The sequence below is a fragment of the Anaerotignum faecicola genome (assembly GCF_003865035.1).
GTDB lineage: Bacteria > Bacillota > Clostridia > Lachnospirales > Anaerotignaceae > Anaerotignum_A > Anaerotignum_A faecicola.
Window position 1 is genome coordinate 856,952 of record NZ_BHVZ01000001.1, and the last position, 15,477, is coordinate 872,428.

Sequence of the window (15,477 nt, forward strand, 5' to 3'; positions counted from 1 at the left end):
GCGAAGTAATGCCGTTCCTCCCTCCGCAAATGGAGTATCTATCCCCGTTATAAAAGTTTGGAAAGCTGGGTAAGGATTTCCTTTACGCCCTCCCATAACTGTTCCTGCCGCTGGGATATATCCTCCAAGTCAGCATCATAAACCCGCCCAGTCTCATGCACTTTACGGGTCAGCTGGTTTAAGTTGTTGCTGCTTCGGCGCATCAGGGAAACAAGCTCCTTCAGCTCCGGCAGCTCCAGCTTGACTACATACCCATCCAGCGCCATTTTTCTTAGATAGGCTTCACGGTTGGAGGTTCCAAACTGAGACATTTTTTGCTCAATCACAGCAAGCTCCTCCGCTGAAACTCTAAAGTTTAATTGCATATCCCGCTTACGCTTTGCCATAGTTATCGCTCCGGCTCCCGTTTCTTTGAGGCGGCGGGCTTATGGGCCGGCAGCTCCTGTTTGAGCTTATCCCGTACTGAGGGACGGGACGGTTGCAGTTTTTCTCCCTGAGTACGGCTACGCTGCTGTTCTTCACGCACCAGATCAATAAAGCCATCCAGTACAGCAGGGTGGCTGTTCAGGACATAACCACAACGGACGGTTTCGGGGTTCTCGTTGGGAATGGTCTTAGCCCATTCCTTATTGCATCGGGAGTAGCGCCCATCCCAGTCCTGAAGCTGGACGGTGTTGGCCAGAACCAAAGCCACACGCTCCATGCCATAGGTCTCGATCACACCCTTTGCCGCATCGTGACTGAGATACATTCCGTCGAAGTGTTCCCGCACCGCCGCTTCAATGGACTCCTTGCATTGGAGATTTACATTGTTGAAAGCTCGGTACTGCTCCAGCTCCCCATGTTCTCTCGCATAGGCGGCAGAGTGGGGATAGACCGGTGTTGTTCGCAGTTCCTCTTTGGCTCTGCACACATCATTGGCACGGTTCTCAATGCTGTCCCGGATCACATCCATGTGGCCGGTCTCCAGCTTTTCAAAATAGCGGTACACATCCGCCAGCGGCGAGGGAGATTCCAAAAGCGCCTCTGCCTGGGCATCGGTCAGCTCCAGTTCCTCCATCGCCATCACGATGTCCTCACGGATGGTGTACTCATAGGTGTGGTGCAGAATTTCTTCCGGGGGCTGGCTTTTCAGCCAGTCCCTGTATTTGTCCTGCTCAGCGGCCATCTTTTCATAAAGGGCCATATTCAAATCGTTGGTATTCATGTTATCGCACCTCCTCATGTTGTTTTGGTTTCTTGTCAGTACTGCGGGGCGGCACCGGGCGTTTCAGATGATCCAATACCGAAGGCCGTGTGCTTTTGGCAACGACAGCTTCATCGTGTGCCGGTCCCTTTCCGTCGATGTTGAGCAGGGTATCCAGCTCCACCAGACGGGCGTTTTTGCTTCTCAGTTCTTCTTCATAAAGGAATGGCTTTCCAACTTCCTCCTTTGCGGCAGCCTGCTGCTGATAGAGGTTATCCAGCTGGGCCTTTGCCGCCTCCAGACGCTGGGGCATCTGGGCGAGGGCATTGTCGATACGGGTAAGATTTCCGCGAGGGTCTGTACCAAGGGTTGCCCGGTGGGTCATCTGTCCTTTCAGCAGGAGCGTATACTCCTGTTTCCAAGCGGAAAATTCCACGGATATGGCATAGCCCCGGTAGCTGCCGATCTGCACCGGATCGGAGGTTTTGACCTCCTTGCAGGCATCCAAAAGGGCTGCACCGGCGTTCTCCTTATCGGTCAGCAGATCGCCACGGATTTCCATACCAGCAAAACCGTCCTCCGGGTGCGGGTGCGCTGCCAAAACCTCCAGATCGGATTCAAAGCCCTTGATAAAACCTTTGTGCTTTTCAATCTCCTCCGGGAAGTATTTGAGCAGCTGGTCCTCCAGACGATATTGCTTGCTCTGGTGGTCGGCTTTCATCAGCTTCAGGCGGGATACCTCCACATCCAAATCCATACGCTCCTTGATGCGGGGATCTCCGGCACACAGAGCCTTGATCTCAGCAAAACTGAGGGCTGTTTCATCCACATCATCGCAGGAGCGCACCGGCGATTTAGAAGTCATGATCTGACTGATGAATTTCTGCTTGTTCTCCACTGTCTGCCAGAGGTATGCGTCAAAGGTTCCCTCGGTCACATAGCGGTACACATGAACAAGGGGGTTCTGGTTGCCCTGACGCTCGATACGCCCCTTTCTCTGGGCAAGGTCAGTCGGTCATTTTTTGCGGACAGTTCATACATGCTATCCTTTTCTGTTCTCTGCTCCTGCGTTTGCTCTCGTTTGATTTCTCCCTCCGTATCTTCTTGGCACAAGCAGGACAATACCTTGATGCACCAGAGCCCGGGACATATTCAACGCCGCACACCGTACAATTTTTAGCGGGCATTGCTGCCCACCGTTTTGTAGGTATGATATGTAATTCATCGACAAAGCCGATGAATTTATAGTAAATCTTGATTTCCTGCTTCACTGTTCCGTCTGCCATCTTCTCACGCTCCGAAACAAGTATCTTGTCTATGAGTGCGTTTATAACTGTTGCATCCAGTTCTTTTAAGCCTTGATAATTTCGGATAAGGGCGAGGAAGTCACGGATTCCCCGTGATTTCTCGTAGCTTTCATTAAGAGTTTCCGTCACCTCTTTCAGCCTTGCTTCAATTTCAAGCTGCTCTTTCTGGTATTTCCCCGACATCATCTCAAAATTCCGCTCGGTAATACGCTCCATGACCTTATCCTCGTAGAGAGAGGAAAACAGCCTGTCCAGTTCCGCAAGGCGTTTGTTCAGCTTCTTACGTTCTTTCTCTAATGCTTTCGCCCTGCTCTGGTCTGTTTCCGTGAGCCGCTTTTCTATGGCCCTGACCGCCTTTTCATCATTCACTGCCATATCCGCAAAACAGTTGATGTCGGCAAGAACGGCATTGAATAAATCCCTTGCTTCTATATTGTGGGCACTACACTCGCTTCTTCCGTTTCTTGCATAATTATTACATGAATACTGTACACAGTCGATAATCTCTGGGCGTTTCCTCCTGTGTACGTTCATTGCCCGCAGAGCACATCCGCAGTCCACACACTTGATAACGCCTGCAAAAATATTTACAAATCCTCCCTTGTTCTGTGGAAGCCTACGACTTGTAATAAGCTGTTGGACAATATCAAATTCCTCCTGCGTGACTATTCCCTCATGGGTATTGGGTATCACTTCCCATTCTTCGGGCAGCTTAGAGGGGCGTTTCTTGCTTTTCATATTGGCGGCAATCCGTTTGTAGCCTACAAGATTTCCCGCATATATCGGGCTTCTTAAAATGCTCCTCACGCTGTTCCCACTCCAAATATAGCGTTTGTCCTCGTTCCCCTCAAAATGACGTTCAAAGCCTGTTTCGCCACGCTCCGCCGCATAAGCGGCAGGGCGTAGGATATGCTGTTTATTAAGATGTCTGCAAATTTTGGCAACTCCATTCCCTTTTAATGCAAGGTCGAATATCTCTTTTACAACATGTGCCACTTTATCATCTATCAGCAGATGGTTGTGGTCGGCAGGGTCTTTGATATAGCCATAAGGGGCGGTAGTTCCCATGAATTTCCCCTGTTGAAACCTCGCCCGATATGCCGATTTTATCTTAACAGATATGTCAGCGGCATACATTTCGTTTAAAATGTTGCGGAAAGGCGTGATGTCCATAGCAGATTTATTCAAGGTATCTACGCCGTCATTGACCGCTATATACCTCACGTTATGCTCTGGGAAGAAAACTTCCAGATATAACCCACAATCAAGATAGTTTCTCCCCAGACGGGATAAATCTTTCGTAATCACGCAGTTTATCAGACCGCTTTCAATGTCTTTTATCATATTCTGGAAACTTGGTCTTTGGAAAGCTGACGTTAGATAACGATACTTTTGAAAACACTGGAAAATCAAGGTTTTTCGAGCGACGGACAAGCAGGGTATTGTACTAAAAACTGAATACGACGCAGAAGCGGCGTTTCTTACTCTCTACATGGGAGAACAGGAACGCCGCTTTTTTCATGCCCTTTGTTACGCAGTAGGGGCAGAAAAAGCCTTGCTACAAGCGGTTTTCCGGGCGCGTATCTGGCGAGGAAAGGGATTTATACCTTATCCCCCGAAACCGCGCTTCTACTGCGTAACAAATCCAAAGCAAAGGAGCTATGAACTATGGCAGTTTTCAGAGTGGAACGGAACAAGGGCTACACCGTAATGAGCAACCACCACCTACGCAACAAGGAGCTTTCCCTAAAGGCAAAGGGGCTGTTGTCGCAAATGCTGTCACTCCCCGAAGATTGGGACTACACCTTGAAAGGCTTATCCCTTATCAACCGGGAGAAGATAGACGCTATCCGCGAAGCCGTTAAGGAGCTTGAACGCGCCGGGTATATCGTCCGTTCAAGGGAGCGCGACGAGAAAGGACGCTTGCGGGGCGCGGACTATGTGATATTCGAGCAGCCGCAGCCGCCTACGCCGGATTTACCTACATTGGAAAATCCAACATTGGATAATCCAACGCAGGAAAAACCAACATTGGAAAAACCTACGTTGGAAAATCCAACGCAATTAAATAAAGATATACAAAGAACCGACTTACCAAAAAAAGAAAAAATAATTACTGATGAACAAAGTACCCATTCCATTCCTATCCTTTCCCCTAACCCCTCTCCTTGCAGAGAAGCGGCTACGCCGCCGGAACGGAAAGGAACGGAAGCGACAGCACAGAGCGCAGTTGATATATACCGGGAAATCATCAAGGACAATATCGACTACCACATTCTCAAACAGGACATGAAGTTTGACAGTGACAGGCTTGACGAGATTGTAGACCTCATGCTTGAAACCGTATGCACCGCCAGAAAGCGGGTACGGATTGCGGGGGACGACTACCCGGCAGAGCTTGTGAAATCTAAGTTTATGAAACTGGACGGCGAGCATATCCGCTTTGTGCTTGACTGTATGCGGGAGAACACAACGAAAATCCGCAACATCAAGCAATATCTGAAAGCAGCCCTTTTCAACGCCCCGTCCACTATCGGCAATTATTACACTTCCCTTGTCGCCCATGACATGGCAAGCGGCGCACTGTCACCGAAGAAGCCGCAGTACGGCGACCCGGACTATTATTCATGCAACGAGGGCGAAAGCCTGTAACCACCCACAACCACAAAAGGAGGATTTTATTATGGCACAGAAAATGACAGGAGCATTGGTATTTGACGAGCGCACCGACCGTTACGACATCCGCTTTGACTTAAACAGCTACTACGGGGGCTTGCATTGCGGCGAATGCTTTGACGTATTCGTGCGGGGCAAGTGGAAGCCGACCCGGATTGAGTACGGCGACAACTGGTATCTTGTGGGTATCAGAGCCGAGGACTTGAACGGGCTGCGGGTGCGTATCTGACCGCCGCCCCATAAAGAAACGCGAAAGGAGGACGCGACAAATTGCAGGACGAAGTAAACGAAAAGACCATAGCCCTTTACATCAAGACCGGGAAGCTGACCGCGCAGACGCTCCAAAAGGCAATGAAAGCCATACTGTCAAAGGGCAAAAAGCAGCTTGCAAAACCGCCACAGGGCAAGCAGAGCTTAAAGCAGCTTATGAAGCAGAACGCGGGCGTTTCCAACATTGAGATTACCGAGGGCAATATCAAAGCCTTTGAGAGTACGGCGAAAAAGTACGGTATCGACTTTGCGCTGAAAAAGGACGCGACGGAAAGCCCGCCCCGCTATCTGGTTTTCTTCAAGGGGCGGGACGCGGACGTACTGACCGCAGCCTTTAAGGAATTTTCCGCAAAAAAGCTGACACAGGAGAAAAAGCCCTCAATCCGAAAGCTGCTCTCTACCCTCAAAGAAGCTGCACAGGGCAGAAACGCGGAACGGGCAAAGGTCAAGAACAAGGACAGGGAGGTATCGCTATGAAGCCGGAAATCAAGAAGCTGCTTATCCTAAATCTCCCGTATCTGCTCTTTGTCTGGCTCTTTGATAAAGTGGGCGCGGCTGTCCGGCTCTCCCCCGGCGCGGACGCAAGCGCAAAGCTGCTACATCTTGGGGACGGTTTTACCGCCGCCTTTTCCAGTATCGCGCCGAGCTTCCACCCGGCAGACTTAGCTTTAGGCATTGCGGGGGCGGTCATTGTCCGGCTGATTATCTACACCAAAGGCAAGAACGCGAAGAAATACCGCCGCGGGACAGAATACGGTTCGGCGCGTTGGGGCGGGGCTGACGACATAAAGCCGTACACCGACCCGGTATTTGAGAACAATATCCCCTTAACGCAGACGGAACGGCTCACCATGAACAGCCGACCGAAGCAGCCGAAATATGCAAGAAACAAAAATATCCTTGTAATCGGCGGTTCCGGCAGCGGCAAGACCCGGTTCTTTGTGAAACCGTCGCTCATGCAATGTACGTCAAAGGATTTTCCAACGTCGTATATCGTCACTGACCCGAAAGGAACACTGATTTTGGAAACCGGGAAAATGTTGCAGCGGTACAAATACCGTATCAAAGTGCTAAATACGATTAACTTCAAAAAATCCATGAAATACAATCCCTTTGCCTATCTGCGGAGCGAAAAGGACATTTTGAAATTAGTCAATACCATTATCGCCAACACCAAAGGCGACGGGGAAAAATCCGGCGAGGATTTCTGGGTGAAAGCGGAAAAGCTCTACTACACCGCACTAATCGGCTATATCTGGTATGAAGCCCCAGAGGACGAGAAGAACTTCACGACGCTGCTTGAAATGATAAATGCGTCGGAAGCCCGCGAGGACGACGAGGATTTCCAGAACCCGGTTGACCTCATGTTTGAACGTCTGGAAGAAAAAGACCCGGAACATTTTGCAGTCAAGCAGTACAAAAAATACAAACTGGCGGCGGGTGATATATGCTCTAAGTGACTTCTTAATCATGATTTTGTCATGGTTAGTGAAGCAGTCACTTAGAGTATTTTTGTTTCAGGAGGTACAGCCATGAGAAATGAAAAAATTACCCCACTGTACGAGCGCCTGAGCCGGGACGATGAGTTACAGGGTGAGAGCAATTCCATATCCAACCAAAAGCAGATGTTAGAGGATTTTGCCCGCCGGAATGGGCTGCCCAACCCTACGCACTTTACCGATGATGGTATCTCAGGCACCCGTTTTGACCGCCCCGGATTTTTGGCGATGATGGAGGAAGTGGAGGCAGGGCGTGTAGAGGCAATCGTCATCAAGGACATGAGCCGGTTGGGGCGCGACTATCTAAAGGTCGGTCAGGTCATGGAGGTTTTGCGGCAGCGCGGAGTTCGGCTGATTGCGATCAATGACGGTGTGGACAGTCTGAAAGGCGATGACGATTTTACCCCGTTCCGCAACATTATGAATGAATTTTACGCCCGTGATACCAGCCGGAAAATCCGCTCTGTGTTTAAGTCAAAAGGCATGAGTGGCAAGCACCTGACCGGCACTGTGATTTACGGCTACTTATGGGACGAAAAACGGGAGCATTGGCTGGTAGATGAGGAAGCTGCCGAAGTGGTACGCCGTATATTCTCCCTCACGCTGGAGGGATATGGGCCTTACCAGATCGCCTGCAAATTATCCACAGACCGGATTGAAATTCCTGTCGTACACCTTGCCCGCTTCAACGAGGGTGTGAACCGTTCAAAGCCGGTCAAAGACCCCTATGGATGGGGATCATCTACCATCGTGAACATTTTGAAAAAACGAGAGTATTTAGGGCATACCATCAATTTCAAGACCCGCAAGCACTTTAAGGACAAGAAAAGCCACTATGTTTCTGAGGATGAATGGACGATCTTTGAGAATACCCATGAAGCCATTATCGACCAGCAGACCTTTGATTTGGCGCAGAAAATCCGCAGCAATGTACGGCGTTATCCAAACGGCTGGGGCGAAGCGGCTCCCCTCACAGGTTTGCTCTATTGTGCCGATTGTGGCGGCAAGATGTATGTCCACCGCACCAACAATGGCAGGCGGATTTCTCAATATACCTGTTCCAATTATACCAAAGTTCCGTGTGGGACACTATGCCCTACACAACACCGTATCAATGAGAGTGCTGTTCTGACATTGGTTTCCGACACGCTCCGGGCTATCGCTGAATATTCCAAAAATGACCAGACGGAATTTATTCACACCGTTCAGGAAACGCAGGTTGTCCAACAGAGTGCCGATATAGCGAAAAAACGCAGGCGTCTGGCCGCTGCTCAAAAGAGAGCCGGAGAACTGGAAAAACTGATTTGCAAAATCTATGAGGACAATGCCCTCGGCAAGCTGCCGGATGCACGATATAAGGCGCTTGATGCACAGTATGCCAAAGAACAGGACGCACTTGAGATTGAAATTGCGGAGCTGGAAAAGGCTGTTACCGGCTATGAGCAGAGCCAGAAATCCGCAGAGAAATTTATAGCCCTAATTGATAAGTATGAGAATTTTGACACTCTGACAAACACCATGCTCAACGAGTTTGTAGAGAAAATCCTTGTCCACGAACGCGCCCGAAAAGGCAGTCAGGACACCACGCAGGAAATTGAAATCTACTTCAATTTTTTAGGACGCTATATCCCACCATCCTTACAGCCGGTTCCTTTAACCCCGGAGGAACAGGAAGAATTGCGAAAAAAAGAAGAACGCAAGGACAGGCTCCATCAGAACTATTTGAAACGAAAAGCCAGCGGCGCACAGAAACGGTATGAGGACAAAATCAAGGCGCAGAAAAAAGCGGAAATGGACGCTAAGAAAGCCCTGATCCGGGCTGAGGATATGAAAAAAGGTGTTTTTTCTACTATCGGTCAGCTGCCGAAAGAAGAACCGCGCAAAGGCAGCATAGCAGCCAGCGCAGCAGTCTAATCATCACGAAGCAAAGGAGAATGAAAATGAGTAAGTTGACTTACATTCGTTGTGGAGATTATGATATACCCAACCTAAAACTTTCTGAACAGCCGGAAACTTCTATCGGCAAGTACGGCAGGATGAGAAAATCCTACCTAAAGAAACATCGCCCCATTCTCTACAACCAACTGCTGATGAGCGAGAAGCTGTATCCACACCTGTTAGAGATTGACCGGACAGCGCAGGAGCGCGTGGACACCATGTTGCCTCACATGATGGAAGTTGCGGGTGTCACGGAGGAACTGAAAGCCTGTGACCCTATGCGGTGGGTGGGGCTGATGAACACATTAACGGCACAGATTGAGGAAATTTTAATCAGGGAACTGATTTGCAGCTGAATGGGAGGTGCGGGAAATGCTGACCTTTGAAAAGATTTTGAAAGTGTTTCAGGCATATCTGGATGATGATCCACTGTATGAGGTGGTTCAGACCAGCCACGGTTATACATTGATGGCATGGGAACCCCACCGGAATGACTGGTACAGCGCTGAAATACAGAAAACCCCGGAGGATTTACGGAACGCCTTGCTGGGTACATACGCCAACTTTCTGGAAGATAAGATTACTGGAAATGACCGTGACCTGACTGTGACAGAAACCGGAGAAATCCAGCAGAGGTGTCGGGAACTTTTGGAAAAGTGCCGGGAACCTTGATATAGAAATGCCAGAAGGAGGCCGCGATTATGCGTCCTCCTTCTGCTTCGCAGTCTGTTCCATTTTGAGCGCCCCGTCTATGGCACCTTCGATAATCGGCAGGTATTCTTCAGGGCAGAGCTTCAACTTGTGGCTGACCCGCTGCCGCTGTTCGCTTTCTTCCCGCATGATTTCCGGGTTGAAGTAGCGTTCCACAGGAAGTCCGCAGACCTTAATCAACTGGATCATCACAGGCAGGCTCGGAATCGCACCTTGATTCTCAATGTTGGCAAGATACCACCATTCAATCCCAACCATTTCTGCCAATGTTTTTCGTGCCAGACGCTTTGCCTCTCGTGCAGCTTTGACATCTGCGCCGAAGGTTTCAAAACCGGGACAATCTTCAACTTTCGCCATATAGCATCACCCGGTTACATTGTATAATTCATACTTCGCCCGTGAAATGTTGCTATATGCAGGTTAGTTGAAGTTTATAATTCATATTCCATTTCTTGCATTGTTCGAAAAAGAGAACTATAATGTATTCTGTGAAGGTGCGAAATGGACTATATGACATTGAAAGAGGTCGCCGAAAAGTGGGGCGTGACACCTCGTAGAGTAAATTATTATTGCGCTGGTGGGCGTATCCCAGGCGCTGTGAAAATGGCTGGTGTTTGGCTGATCCCTAAAGCTGCGGAAAAGCCGATTGATGGCCGGACAAAACAAGGAAAGGAGCAAAAGCATGAGTAATATATTACTTCTTGAAGATGATTTGAGCCTGATTAACGGGCTTTCTTTTGCGTTCAAAAAACAAGGATTTGAATTAGTTGTTGCCAGAACCCTCAAAGAAGCAGATAGTTTGTGGGTGGATGGAAAATATGATTTGCTGGTGCTTGATGTATCCCTGCCGGATGGCACCGGATTTGAATTTTGCAAAAAGGTGCGGCAAGTTTCCAAAGTCCCCATCATTTTTTTGACGGCGGCAGATGAAGAAATGAACATTATCATGGGTTTGGACATTGGTGGAGATGATTATATTACAAAACCGTTTAAGCTGGGAGTGTTAGTATCCAGAGTAAATGCACTGCTTCGTCGGGCAAAAGATTTCAGCTCCGCAGATACACAACTGGAATCCAACGGAATGAAAGTGCTTTTGCTGCAAGGGCAGGCGTTTAAGAATGGAAAGCTATTGGATTTGACTGCCGCAGAATATAAGTTGCTGTGTCTATTTATGAAAAACCCGAACATGGTACTTACCAAAGAACAGATTTTAGATAAGCTATGGGACTGCGATGGGAATTATATTGACAGCAGTACCCTTACCGTATATATGAGGCGGCTGCGTATAAAGATTGAGGATAATCCGAGTGAACCGCAAATGCTCCTGACAGTTCGGGGAATGGGATACAAATGGAATGTGATTGGGTGAGGTAGTCTATGAAAATATTTGCAAACAAAGAAATCAAAAAATTGTTTCTTGCAATATCCGTTATTTGGGTAGCCTCCCTTCTGTTGACACAAGGGTTTTTATGGTTGTGCTATCAGCGGTTTTCTTTGTTCCTATTGCTTGTTTTCGTATTGTCAGGAGGAGCGATATTGGCGGTGGGTTGTTCTTATTTCAAAAAGCAAAATCAAGTCATGGAACAGGCGGTATCACAGATCAATGCGTATCTTGACGGCGATCACAATGCCCGTATTGAATGTGATGATGAGGGCGAACTATATCGGTTGTTTCATACCGTCAATTCTCTGGCGGCTGTCTTAAATGCTCACGCAGATAACGAACTCCGGGAAAAGGAATTTTTGAAAAATACAATCTCTGATATTTCCCATCAACTGAAAACACCGCTGGCTGCTTTGAATATTTATAATGGTCTGCTTCAAGACGGGGATATGGAATTAAGTGCTGTAAAAGAATTTGCTGATTTATCCGAACAGGAACTTGACCGCATTGAAACGCTGGTGCAAAACTTGCTCAAGATTACAAAACTGGATGCCGGTGCCATTGTGCTGGAAAAGGCCACAGAGAATGTGGCGGATATGATGCGGGATATTGAACTGCATTTTGCATATAGAGCCAGACAGGAAAAGAAGAAAATCATTCTGTCTGGCTCGGATTATCTTTCTCTTTTCTGTGATCGTGATTGGCTGTCTGAGGCAATCGACAATATTGTGAAAAATGCGTTTGACCATACGGAAAGTGGTGCTGTCATTGGCATTACATGGAGGGCGTTGCCATCAGGTATTCAAATTGTGGTAAAGGACAATGGATGTGGCATCCACCCGGAAGATATACACCATATTTTCAAGCGTTTTTATCGCAGCCGTTTTTCAAAAGATACACAGGGTATCGGTCTGGGCCTTCCGCTTGCGAAAGCAGTCATTGAAGCACATGGAGGAGCAATCGAGGTAGACAGTGAATTGGGCAGAGGGACAAGTTTCACGATAAATTTTCTGATTCCTACAAAATTGTAGGATGATTGTAGGGTTACAGTAATATTTCAGTGCTATTCTTTCAATCGTAGACAGGAAATGAACTTACCTGTCTACATCGCAAGAACATAAGAAAGAGGTGTTTGCACTATGAATTTATTAGAGGTCAAGAATATTTGTAAGACATATGGCAGCGGTGAAACTGCTGTAAAAGCGCTTAGGAATGTTAGCTTTTCTGTTCCTAAGGGAGAATATGTGGCAATCGTCGGAGAATCTGGTTCGGGTAAAAGCACACTGCTGAATATGATCGGTGCGCTGGATATGCCAATTTCGGGAAAGGTGCTGATTGATGGTAAGGACATTTTTTCCATGAATGACCGAAAACTGACGGTATTTCGCCGCAGGAATATCGGCTTTATCTTTCAGGCGTTTAACCTTATCCCGGAGTTGACGGTGGAACAAAATATGATTTTTCCGCTGTTGCTGGATTATCAAAAGCCGGACAAGAGATATTTGGAGGAACTGCTGACGGTTTTGAATTTGAAAGATCGTCGTAATCATTTACCCAGTCAGCTTTCCGGCGGTCAACAGCAGAGAGTGGCGATTGGCCGCGCATTGATTACCCGTCCTTCTCTGATTCTGGCAGACGAGCCAACAGGAAATTTGGACTCACAAAACAGCAGTGAGGTCATAGCATTGCTCAAAGAAACATCGAAAAAATACGAGCAGACCATCATTATGATTACCCACAACCGCAGTATTGCGCAAACGGCAGACCGGGTATTACAGGTGTCGGATGGCACTTTGACTGATTTTGGGAGGTGCCGTGAATGAAAAGCTATCTTAGTCTCATTCCCATCTCCGCAAAGGTGCGCAAGCGGCAAAATCGTATGACTGTCTTGTGTATTATCATTTCGGTGTTTCTTGTCACAGCTATTTTCAGTGTTGCTGACATGATGATACGAACAGAAAGCGATTTTATGATAAGTAACCACGGAAACTGGCACATTGCAATAAAAAATATTTCACAGAACAATGTGGATGAAATCAGTAATCGTTCAGATGTTACAGCAGTTGGTGTAGCTTCTCAATTTAATTTTGAAGGAGAACAACCGTACCGAGTCAACGAAAAACGAACTGTTTTGTATGGCACCGATGAAGTCTATATTACTCAGATTTCAAATGGAATTGTAGAAGGAACATTTCCGGCAAATGATGAGGAAGTTATGCTTACACCTAATTCTGTAACTGCTTTAGGAGTACAGCTTGGGGATAGTGTAACCTTACATACCCCTGCTGGAGATCGGACATTTACAATCTCTGGCTTTGGCACAGATGATGAAAGCTATTATAACAATCAGACTTATTTGATAGGCTCGTATCTGACACAAAGTGCATTTACTTCTGTTATGGCACAAAACGGAGTAACAAACAATGAGTTGACTTATTATGTGCAGTTTGAAAGTGCAGCGAAAGCGGCAAATGCAATAACAGAACTACAGACACAGTACCAATTATCCGATGGGAGTATTTCTGAAAATACCGGCGTTATGGGCATGGCTGGGCAAAGCAACAATACAGCGATGCAGAGTATGTACGGATTGGCAGCAATTCTATTTGTTTTAGTGTTGTTGGCAGGAATATTGATGATTTCTGGCAGTATGAATAGCATCATTGCGCAACGAACTCAATTTTTTGGAATGTTGCGTTGCATTGGTGCAAGTCGTCAACAAATTATCCGCTTTGTCCGTTTGGAGGCATTGAACTGGTGTAAAACCGCGGTACCTATTGGAGTGGTTTTTGGAACAATAATTAGTTGGATTATTTGTGCCACACTTCATTATGGAATTGGTGGAGAATTTTCTACAACACCAGTCTTTCAGATCAGCCCTGTTGGACTTATCAGTGGTGTAGTTGTTGGAGTGGTAACAGTATTTTTAGCAGCACAATCCCCAGCAAAGCGGGCTGCTAAAGTTTCACCCATATCTGCGGTTTCTGGCAATGTAGATAATAAATCTTCTGTTAAACACGCTATCAAGTTTAGCTTAGGAAAAATTGATAATTCACTTGGCATACATCATGCGGTTGAAAAAAAGAAAAACTGGTTTCTGATGACGGCTTCCTTTGCACTGACTATTATGCTGGTTTTTTCTTTTTCTGTAATTTTAGATTTTGCAAAGCAACTTGTTCCATCGTTGAGTGTCACATCAGCCGATATAGCATTATCCAGTTATGCAAATAAAATGGATATTGAGCGCAACCTGGTCGATGAAATCAAAAAAATAGATGGGGTTGCAAATGCTTATGGAAGTAGCTATGTAGAAAACATTCCTGCAACATCTTCAAGAGCAGGAATAGACCATATCAATATTGTTTCTTATGATGATACACTTCTGGATTACTCAAAAGGTAGTATTGCTCAGGGATCATTAGATACAGTTTACGGGAACAGTAACAAAGTGGCAACCGTATTTAATAGAAACAATTCCTTGCACATCGGTGATACCATCCAGTTTGCAGGCGAAGAAGTTGAGATTACTTGCGCTCTATCACAAGGGTTATTCGGAGATGATTTGATTATTATTTGCTCACAGGAAACATTTGACCGTATCATGGGCGGTACAAAGTATGGTCTTATTGGAATTCAGTTAGATTCAAACGCTACTGAAGAAACAATAGCAGAAATTAGAAGTCTTGAAAACGATGATATTATCATTACAGATCAGCGTGAAGGCAATAAACAAAATAATGCTACATATTGGGCTGCACGAATTGTTTGTTATGGCTTCTTAGCTATTATCGGAGTTATTTCGCTGTTTAATATCGTCAATAGTATCTCTATGAGTGTATCTGCACGAATTAAGCAGTATGGTGCAATGCGAGCTGTTGGTATGGATAATAGGCAGCTTAAACGAATGATTTCTGCGGAAGCGTACACCTATGCAATTTCTGGTTTGATAGTTGGATGTGGCATTGGACTCCCGCTTAGTCGATTTTTATATAATCGTCTAATTACACATTATTTTGGAATTGAGTGGAGATTTCCTATCCTTTGGTTTGGAATTGTCGTTGCCTTTATCTTCATATCTGCTATTGTGTCCGTTTATGCTCCTGCAAAGAGAATTCGCAATATGCCAATTACTGCAACCATCAACGAATTATAGTTTCATATGTTAATCTGCCGGACGACGGCAAAAGAAAAAAAGCCGTCGTAGAGCAGACAATTTGACACGCCCATTTGAAACGGCGGCTTTGATTTTCAGAGCCGCCGTTTCTTTGGTTTGCGCGCCATGGGCGCGCTCTAATGGGTGCGAGTCCCGAACATGCCCGGGTGGTGGGAAATGTATAGCCGAACAGCAAGGGTGTTCATCGTGAGGTGGAATCTGAAGGAAGCTGTAGGCAAATCTCTGGTCCGACGGACAGAAATCGCATATAAGGCTAGGCTACGAGAGATAAGTTGGCCAAAAGCAACAAAGTCTAATAACTACCACATTTGTAGTAGCAGAGTAGATGCGGC

The 15,477-nt window shown here is 46.7% G+C and carries 14 protein-coding genes and 3 pseudogenes; 12 read left to right on the forward strand and 5 right to left on the reverse strand.

The window, feature by feature from the left end; translation table 11 throughout:
• Positions 1-47 precede the first annotated feature (47 nt).
• The 4 genes and pseudogenes from EJE48_RS04130 to EJE48_RS04145 all read right to left on the reverse strand — a co-directional run bounded on the left by EJE48_RS04130 (position 48) and on the right by EJE48_RS04145 (position 3,837).
• A complete protein-coding gene (locus EJE48_RS04130) occupies positions 48-386 on the reverse strand; it encodes a plasmid mobilization protein (RefSeq protein ID WP_002588979.1) in 339 nt (112 codons plus the stop codon).
• 2 nt (positions 387-388) lie between these two features.
• Complete coding sequence (locus tag EJE48_RS04135) at positions 389-1,207, reverse strand: DUF3849 domain-containing protein (protein ID WP_124984313.1); 819 nt, start codon at positions 1,205-1,207, stop codon at positions 389-391.
• Between the two features lies 1 nt (position 1,208).
• Positions 1,209-2,201: pseudogene (locus EJE48_RS04140) on the reverse strand (SNF2-related protein); the annotation flags it as partial.
• A pseudogene (locus tag EJE48_RS04145) lies at positions 2,120-3,837 on the reverse strand (recombinase family protein). The pseudogenes EJE48_RS04140 and EJE48_RS04145, both read right to left, overlap by 82 nt.
• A gap of 324 nt (positions 3,838-4,161) precedes the next feature.
• Here EJE48_RS04145 and EJE48_RS04150 point away from each other — a divergent pair.
• The 7 genes and pseudogenes from EJE48_RS04150 to EJE48_RS04180 all read left to right on the forward strand — a co-directional run bounded on the left by EJE48_RS04150 (position 4,162) and on the right by EJE48_RS04180 (position 9,548).
• Positions 4,162-5,145, forward strand: a complete 984-nt coding sequence (locus tag EJE48_RS04150) for a DUF6017 domain-containing protein (protein WP_118580302.1) — start codon at positions 4,162-4,164, stop codon at positions 5,143-5,145.
• A gap of 31 nt (positions 5,146-5,176) precedes the next feature.
• Positions 5,177-5,398: a DUF5348 domain-containing protein gene (locus tag EJE48_RS04155; protein WP_002569164.1), complete on the forward strand. Its 222-nt coding sequence runs from the start codon at positions 5,177-5,179 to the stop codon at positions 5,396-5,398.
• Between the two features lie 41 nt (positions 5,399-5,439).
• Complete coding sequence (locus EJE48_RS04160) at positions 5,440-5,916, forward strand: PcfB family protein (RefSeq protein WP_007037035.1); 477 nt, start codon at positions 5,440-5,442, stop codon at positions 5,914-5,916.
• Positions 5,913-6,881: pseudogene (locus tag EJE48_RS04165) on the forward strand (type IV secretory system conjugative DNA transfer family protein); the annotation flags it as partial. The gene EJE48_RS04160 and the pseudogene EJE48_RS04165, both read left to right, overlap by 4 nt.
• A gap of 90 nt (positions 6,882-6,971) precedes the next feature.
• A complete protein-coding gene (locus EJE48_RS04170; RefSeq protein WP_124984314.1) occupies positions 6,972-8,852 on the forward strand; it encodes a recombinase family protein in 1,881 nt (626 codons plus the stop codon).
• Positions 8,853-8,878: 26 nt separating this feature from the next.
• Complete coding sequence (locus EJE48_RS04175) at positions 8,879-9,232, forward strand: TnpV protein (RefSeq protein WP_124984315.1); 354 nt, start codon at positions 8,879-8,881, stop codon at positions 9,230-9,232.
• A 16-nt stretch (positions 9,233-9,248) separates the two neighbouring features.
• Positions 9,249-9,548 (forward strand): hypothetical protein, encoded by a 300-nt coding sequence (locus EJE48_RS04180; RefSeq protein WP_004612693.1) that lies wholly within the window; start codon positions 9,249-9,251, stop codon positions 9,546-9,548.
• A 27-nt stretch (positions 9,549-9,575) separates the two neighbouring features.
• Here EJE48_RS04180 and EJE48_RS04185 read toward each other — a convergent pair whose 3' ends face one another.
• Entirely contained in the window at positions 9,576-9,944 is a 369-nt protein-coding gene (locus EJE48_RS04185; RefSeq protein ID WP_124984316.1) for a helix-turn-helix transcriptional regulator, read from the reverse strand.
• A gap of 144 nt (positions 9,945-10,088) precedes the next feature.
• Between EJE48_RS04185 and EJE48_RS04190 the strand changes: the two genes are divergently transcribed.
• From EJE48_RS04190 to EJE48_RS04210, 5 genes are all read left to right on the forward strand, one after another.
• Complete coding sequence (locus tag EJE48_RS04190) at positions 10,089-10,277, forward strand: helix-turn-helix domain-containing protein (protein ID WP_124984317.1); 189 nt, start codon at positions 10,089-10,091, stop codon at positions 10,275-10,277.
• Positions 10,270-10,956: a response regulator transcription factor gene (locus EJE48_RS04195; protein ID WP_118254091.1), complete on the forward strand. Its 687-nt coding sequence runs from the start codon at positions 10,270-10,272 to the stop codon at positions 10,954-10,956. The genes EJE48_RS04190 and EJE48_RS04195 overlap by 8 nt, the downstream gene beginning before the upstream one ends.
• An 8-nt stretch (positions 10,957-10,964) precedes the next feature.
• Positions 10,965-12,002, forward strand: coding sequence for a sensor histidine kinase (locus EJE48_RS04200; RefSeq protein WP_124984318.1), 1,038 nt, complete (start codon positions 10,965-10,967; stop codon positions 12,000-12,002).
• A 108-nt stretch (positions 12,003-12,110) separates the two neighbouring features.
• Positions 12,111-12,794 carry an ABC transporter ATP-binding protein gene (locus EJE48_RS04205; RefSeq protein ID WP_124984319.1) on the forward strand — a complete coding sequence of 228 codons (684 nt, stop codon included), beginning with the start codon at positions 12,111-12,113 and terminating at the stop codon, positions 12,792-12,794.
• The gene (locus EJE48_RS04210; protein WP_124984320.1) at positions 12,791-15,124 is read left to right on the forward strand and encodes an ABC transporter permease; all 2,334 of its coding nucleotides are present in this window, start codon (positions 12,791-12,793) and stop codon (positions 15,122-15,124) included. Before EJE48_RS04205 ends, EJE48_RS04210 begins: the two co-directional genes overlap by 4 nt.
• Positions 15,125-15,477 lie beyond the last annotated feature (353 nt).

Coding starts and splice junctions, on each gene's coding strand:
- EJE48_RS04190 (WP_124984317.1), top strand. CDS start 10,089: ATGGACTATATGACATTGAAAGAGGTCGCCGAAAAGTGGGGCGTGACA.
- EJE48_RS04180 (WP_004612693.1), top strand. CDS start 9,249: ATGCTGACCTTTGAAAAGATTTTGAAAGTGTTTCAGGCATATCTGGAT.
- EJE48_RS04200 (WP_124984318.1), top strand. CDS start 10,965: ATGAAAATATTTGCAAACAAAGAAATCAAAAAATTGTTTCTTGCAATA.
- EJE48_RS04155 (WP_002569164.1), top strand. CDS start 5,177: ATGGCACAGAAAATGACAGGAGCATTGGTATTTGACGAGCGCACCGAC.
- EJE48_RS04195 (WP_118254091.1), top strand. CDS start 10,270: ATGAGTAATATATTACTTCTTGAAGATGATTTGAGCCTGATTAACGGG.
- EJE48_RS04135 (WP_124984313.1), bottom strand. CDS start 1,207: ATGAATACCAACGATTTGAATATGGCCCTTTATGAAAAGATGGCCGCT.
- EJE48_RS04170 (WP_124984314.1), top strand. CDS start 6,972: ATGAGAAATGAAAAAATTACCCCACTGTACGAGCGCCTGAGCCGGGAC.
- EJE48_RS04175 (WP_124984315.1), top strand. CDS start 8,879: ATGAGTAAGTTGACTTACATTCGTTGTGGAGATTATGATATACCCAAC.
- EJE48_RS04185 (WP_124984316.1), bottom strand. CDS start 9,944: ATGGCGAAAGTTGAAGATTGTCCCGGTTTTGAAACCTTCGGCGCAGAT.
- EJE48_RS04210 (WP_124984320.1), top strand. CDS start 12,791: ATGAAAAGCTATCTTAGTCTCATTCCCATCTCCGCAAAGGTGCGCAAG.
- EJE48_RS04205 (WP_124984319.1), top strand. CDS start 12,111: ATGAATTTATTAGAGGTCAAGAATATTTGTAAGACATATGGCAGCGGT.
- EJE48_RS04130 (WP_002588979.1), bottom strand. CDS start 386: ATGGCAAAGCGTAAGCGGGATATGCAATTAAACTTTAGAGTTTCAGCG.
- EJE48_RS04150 (WP_118580302.1), top strand. CDS start 4,162: ATGGCAGTTTTCAGAGTGGAACGGAACAAGGGCTACACCGTAATGAGC.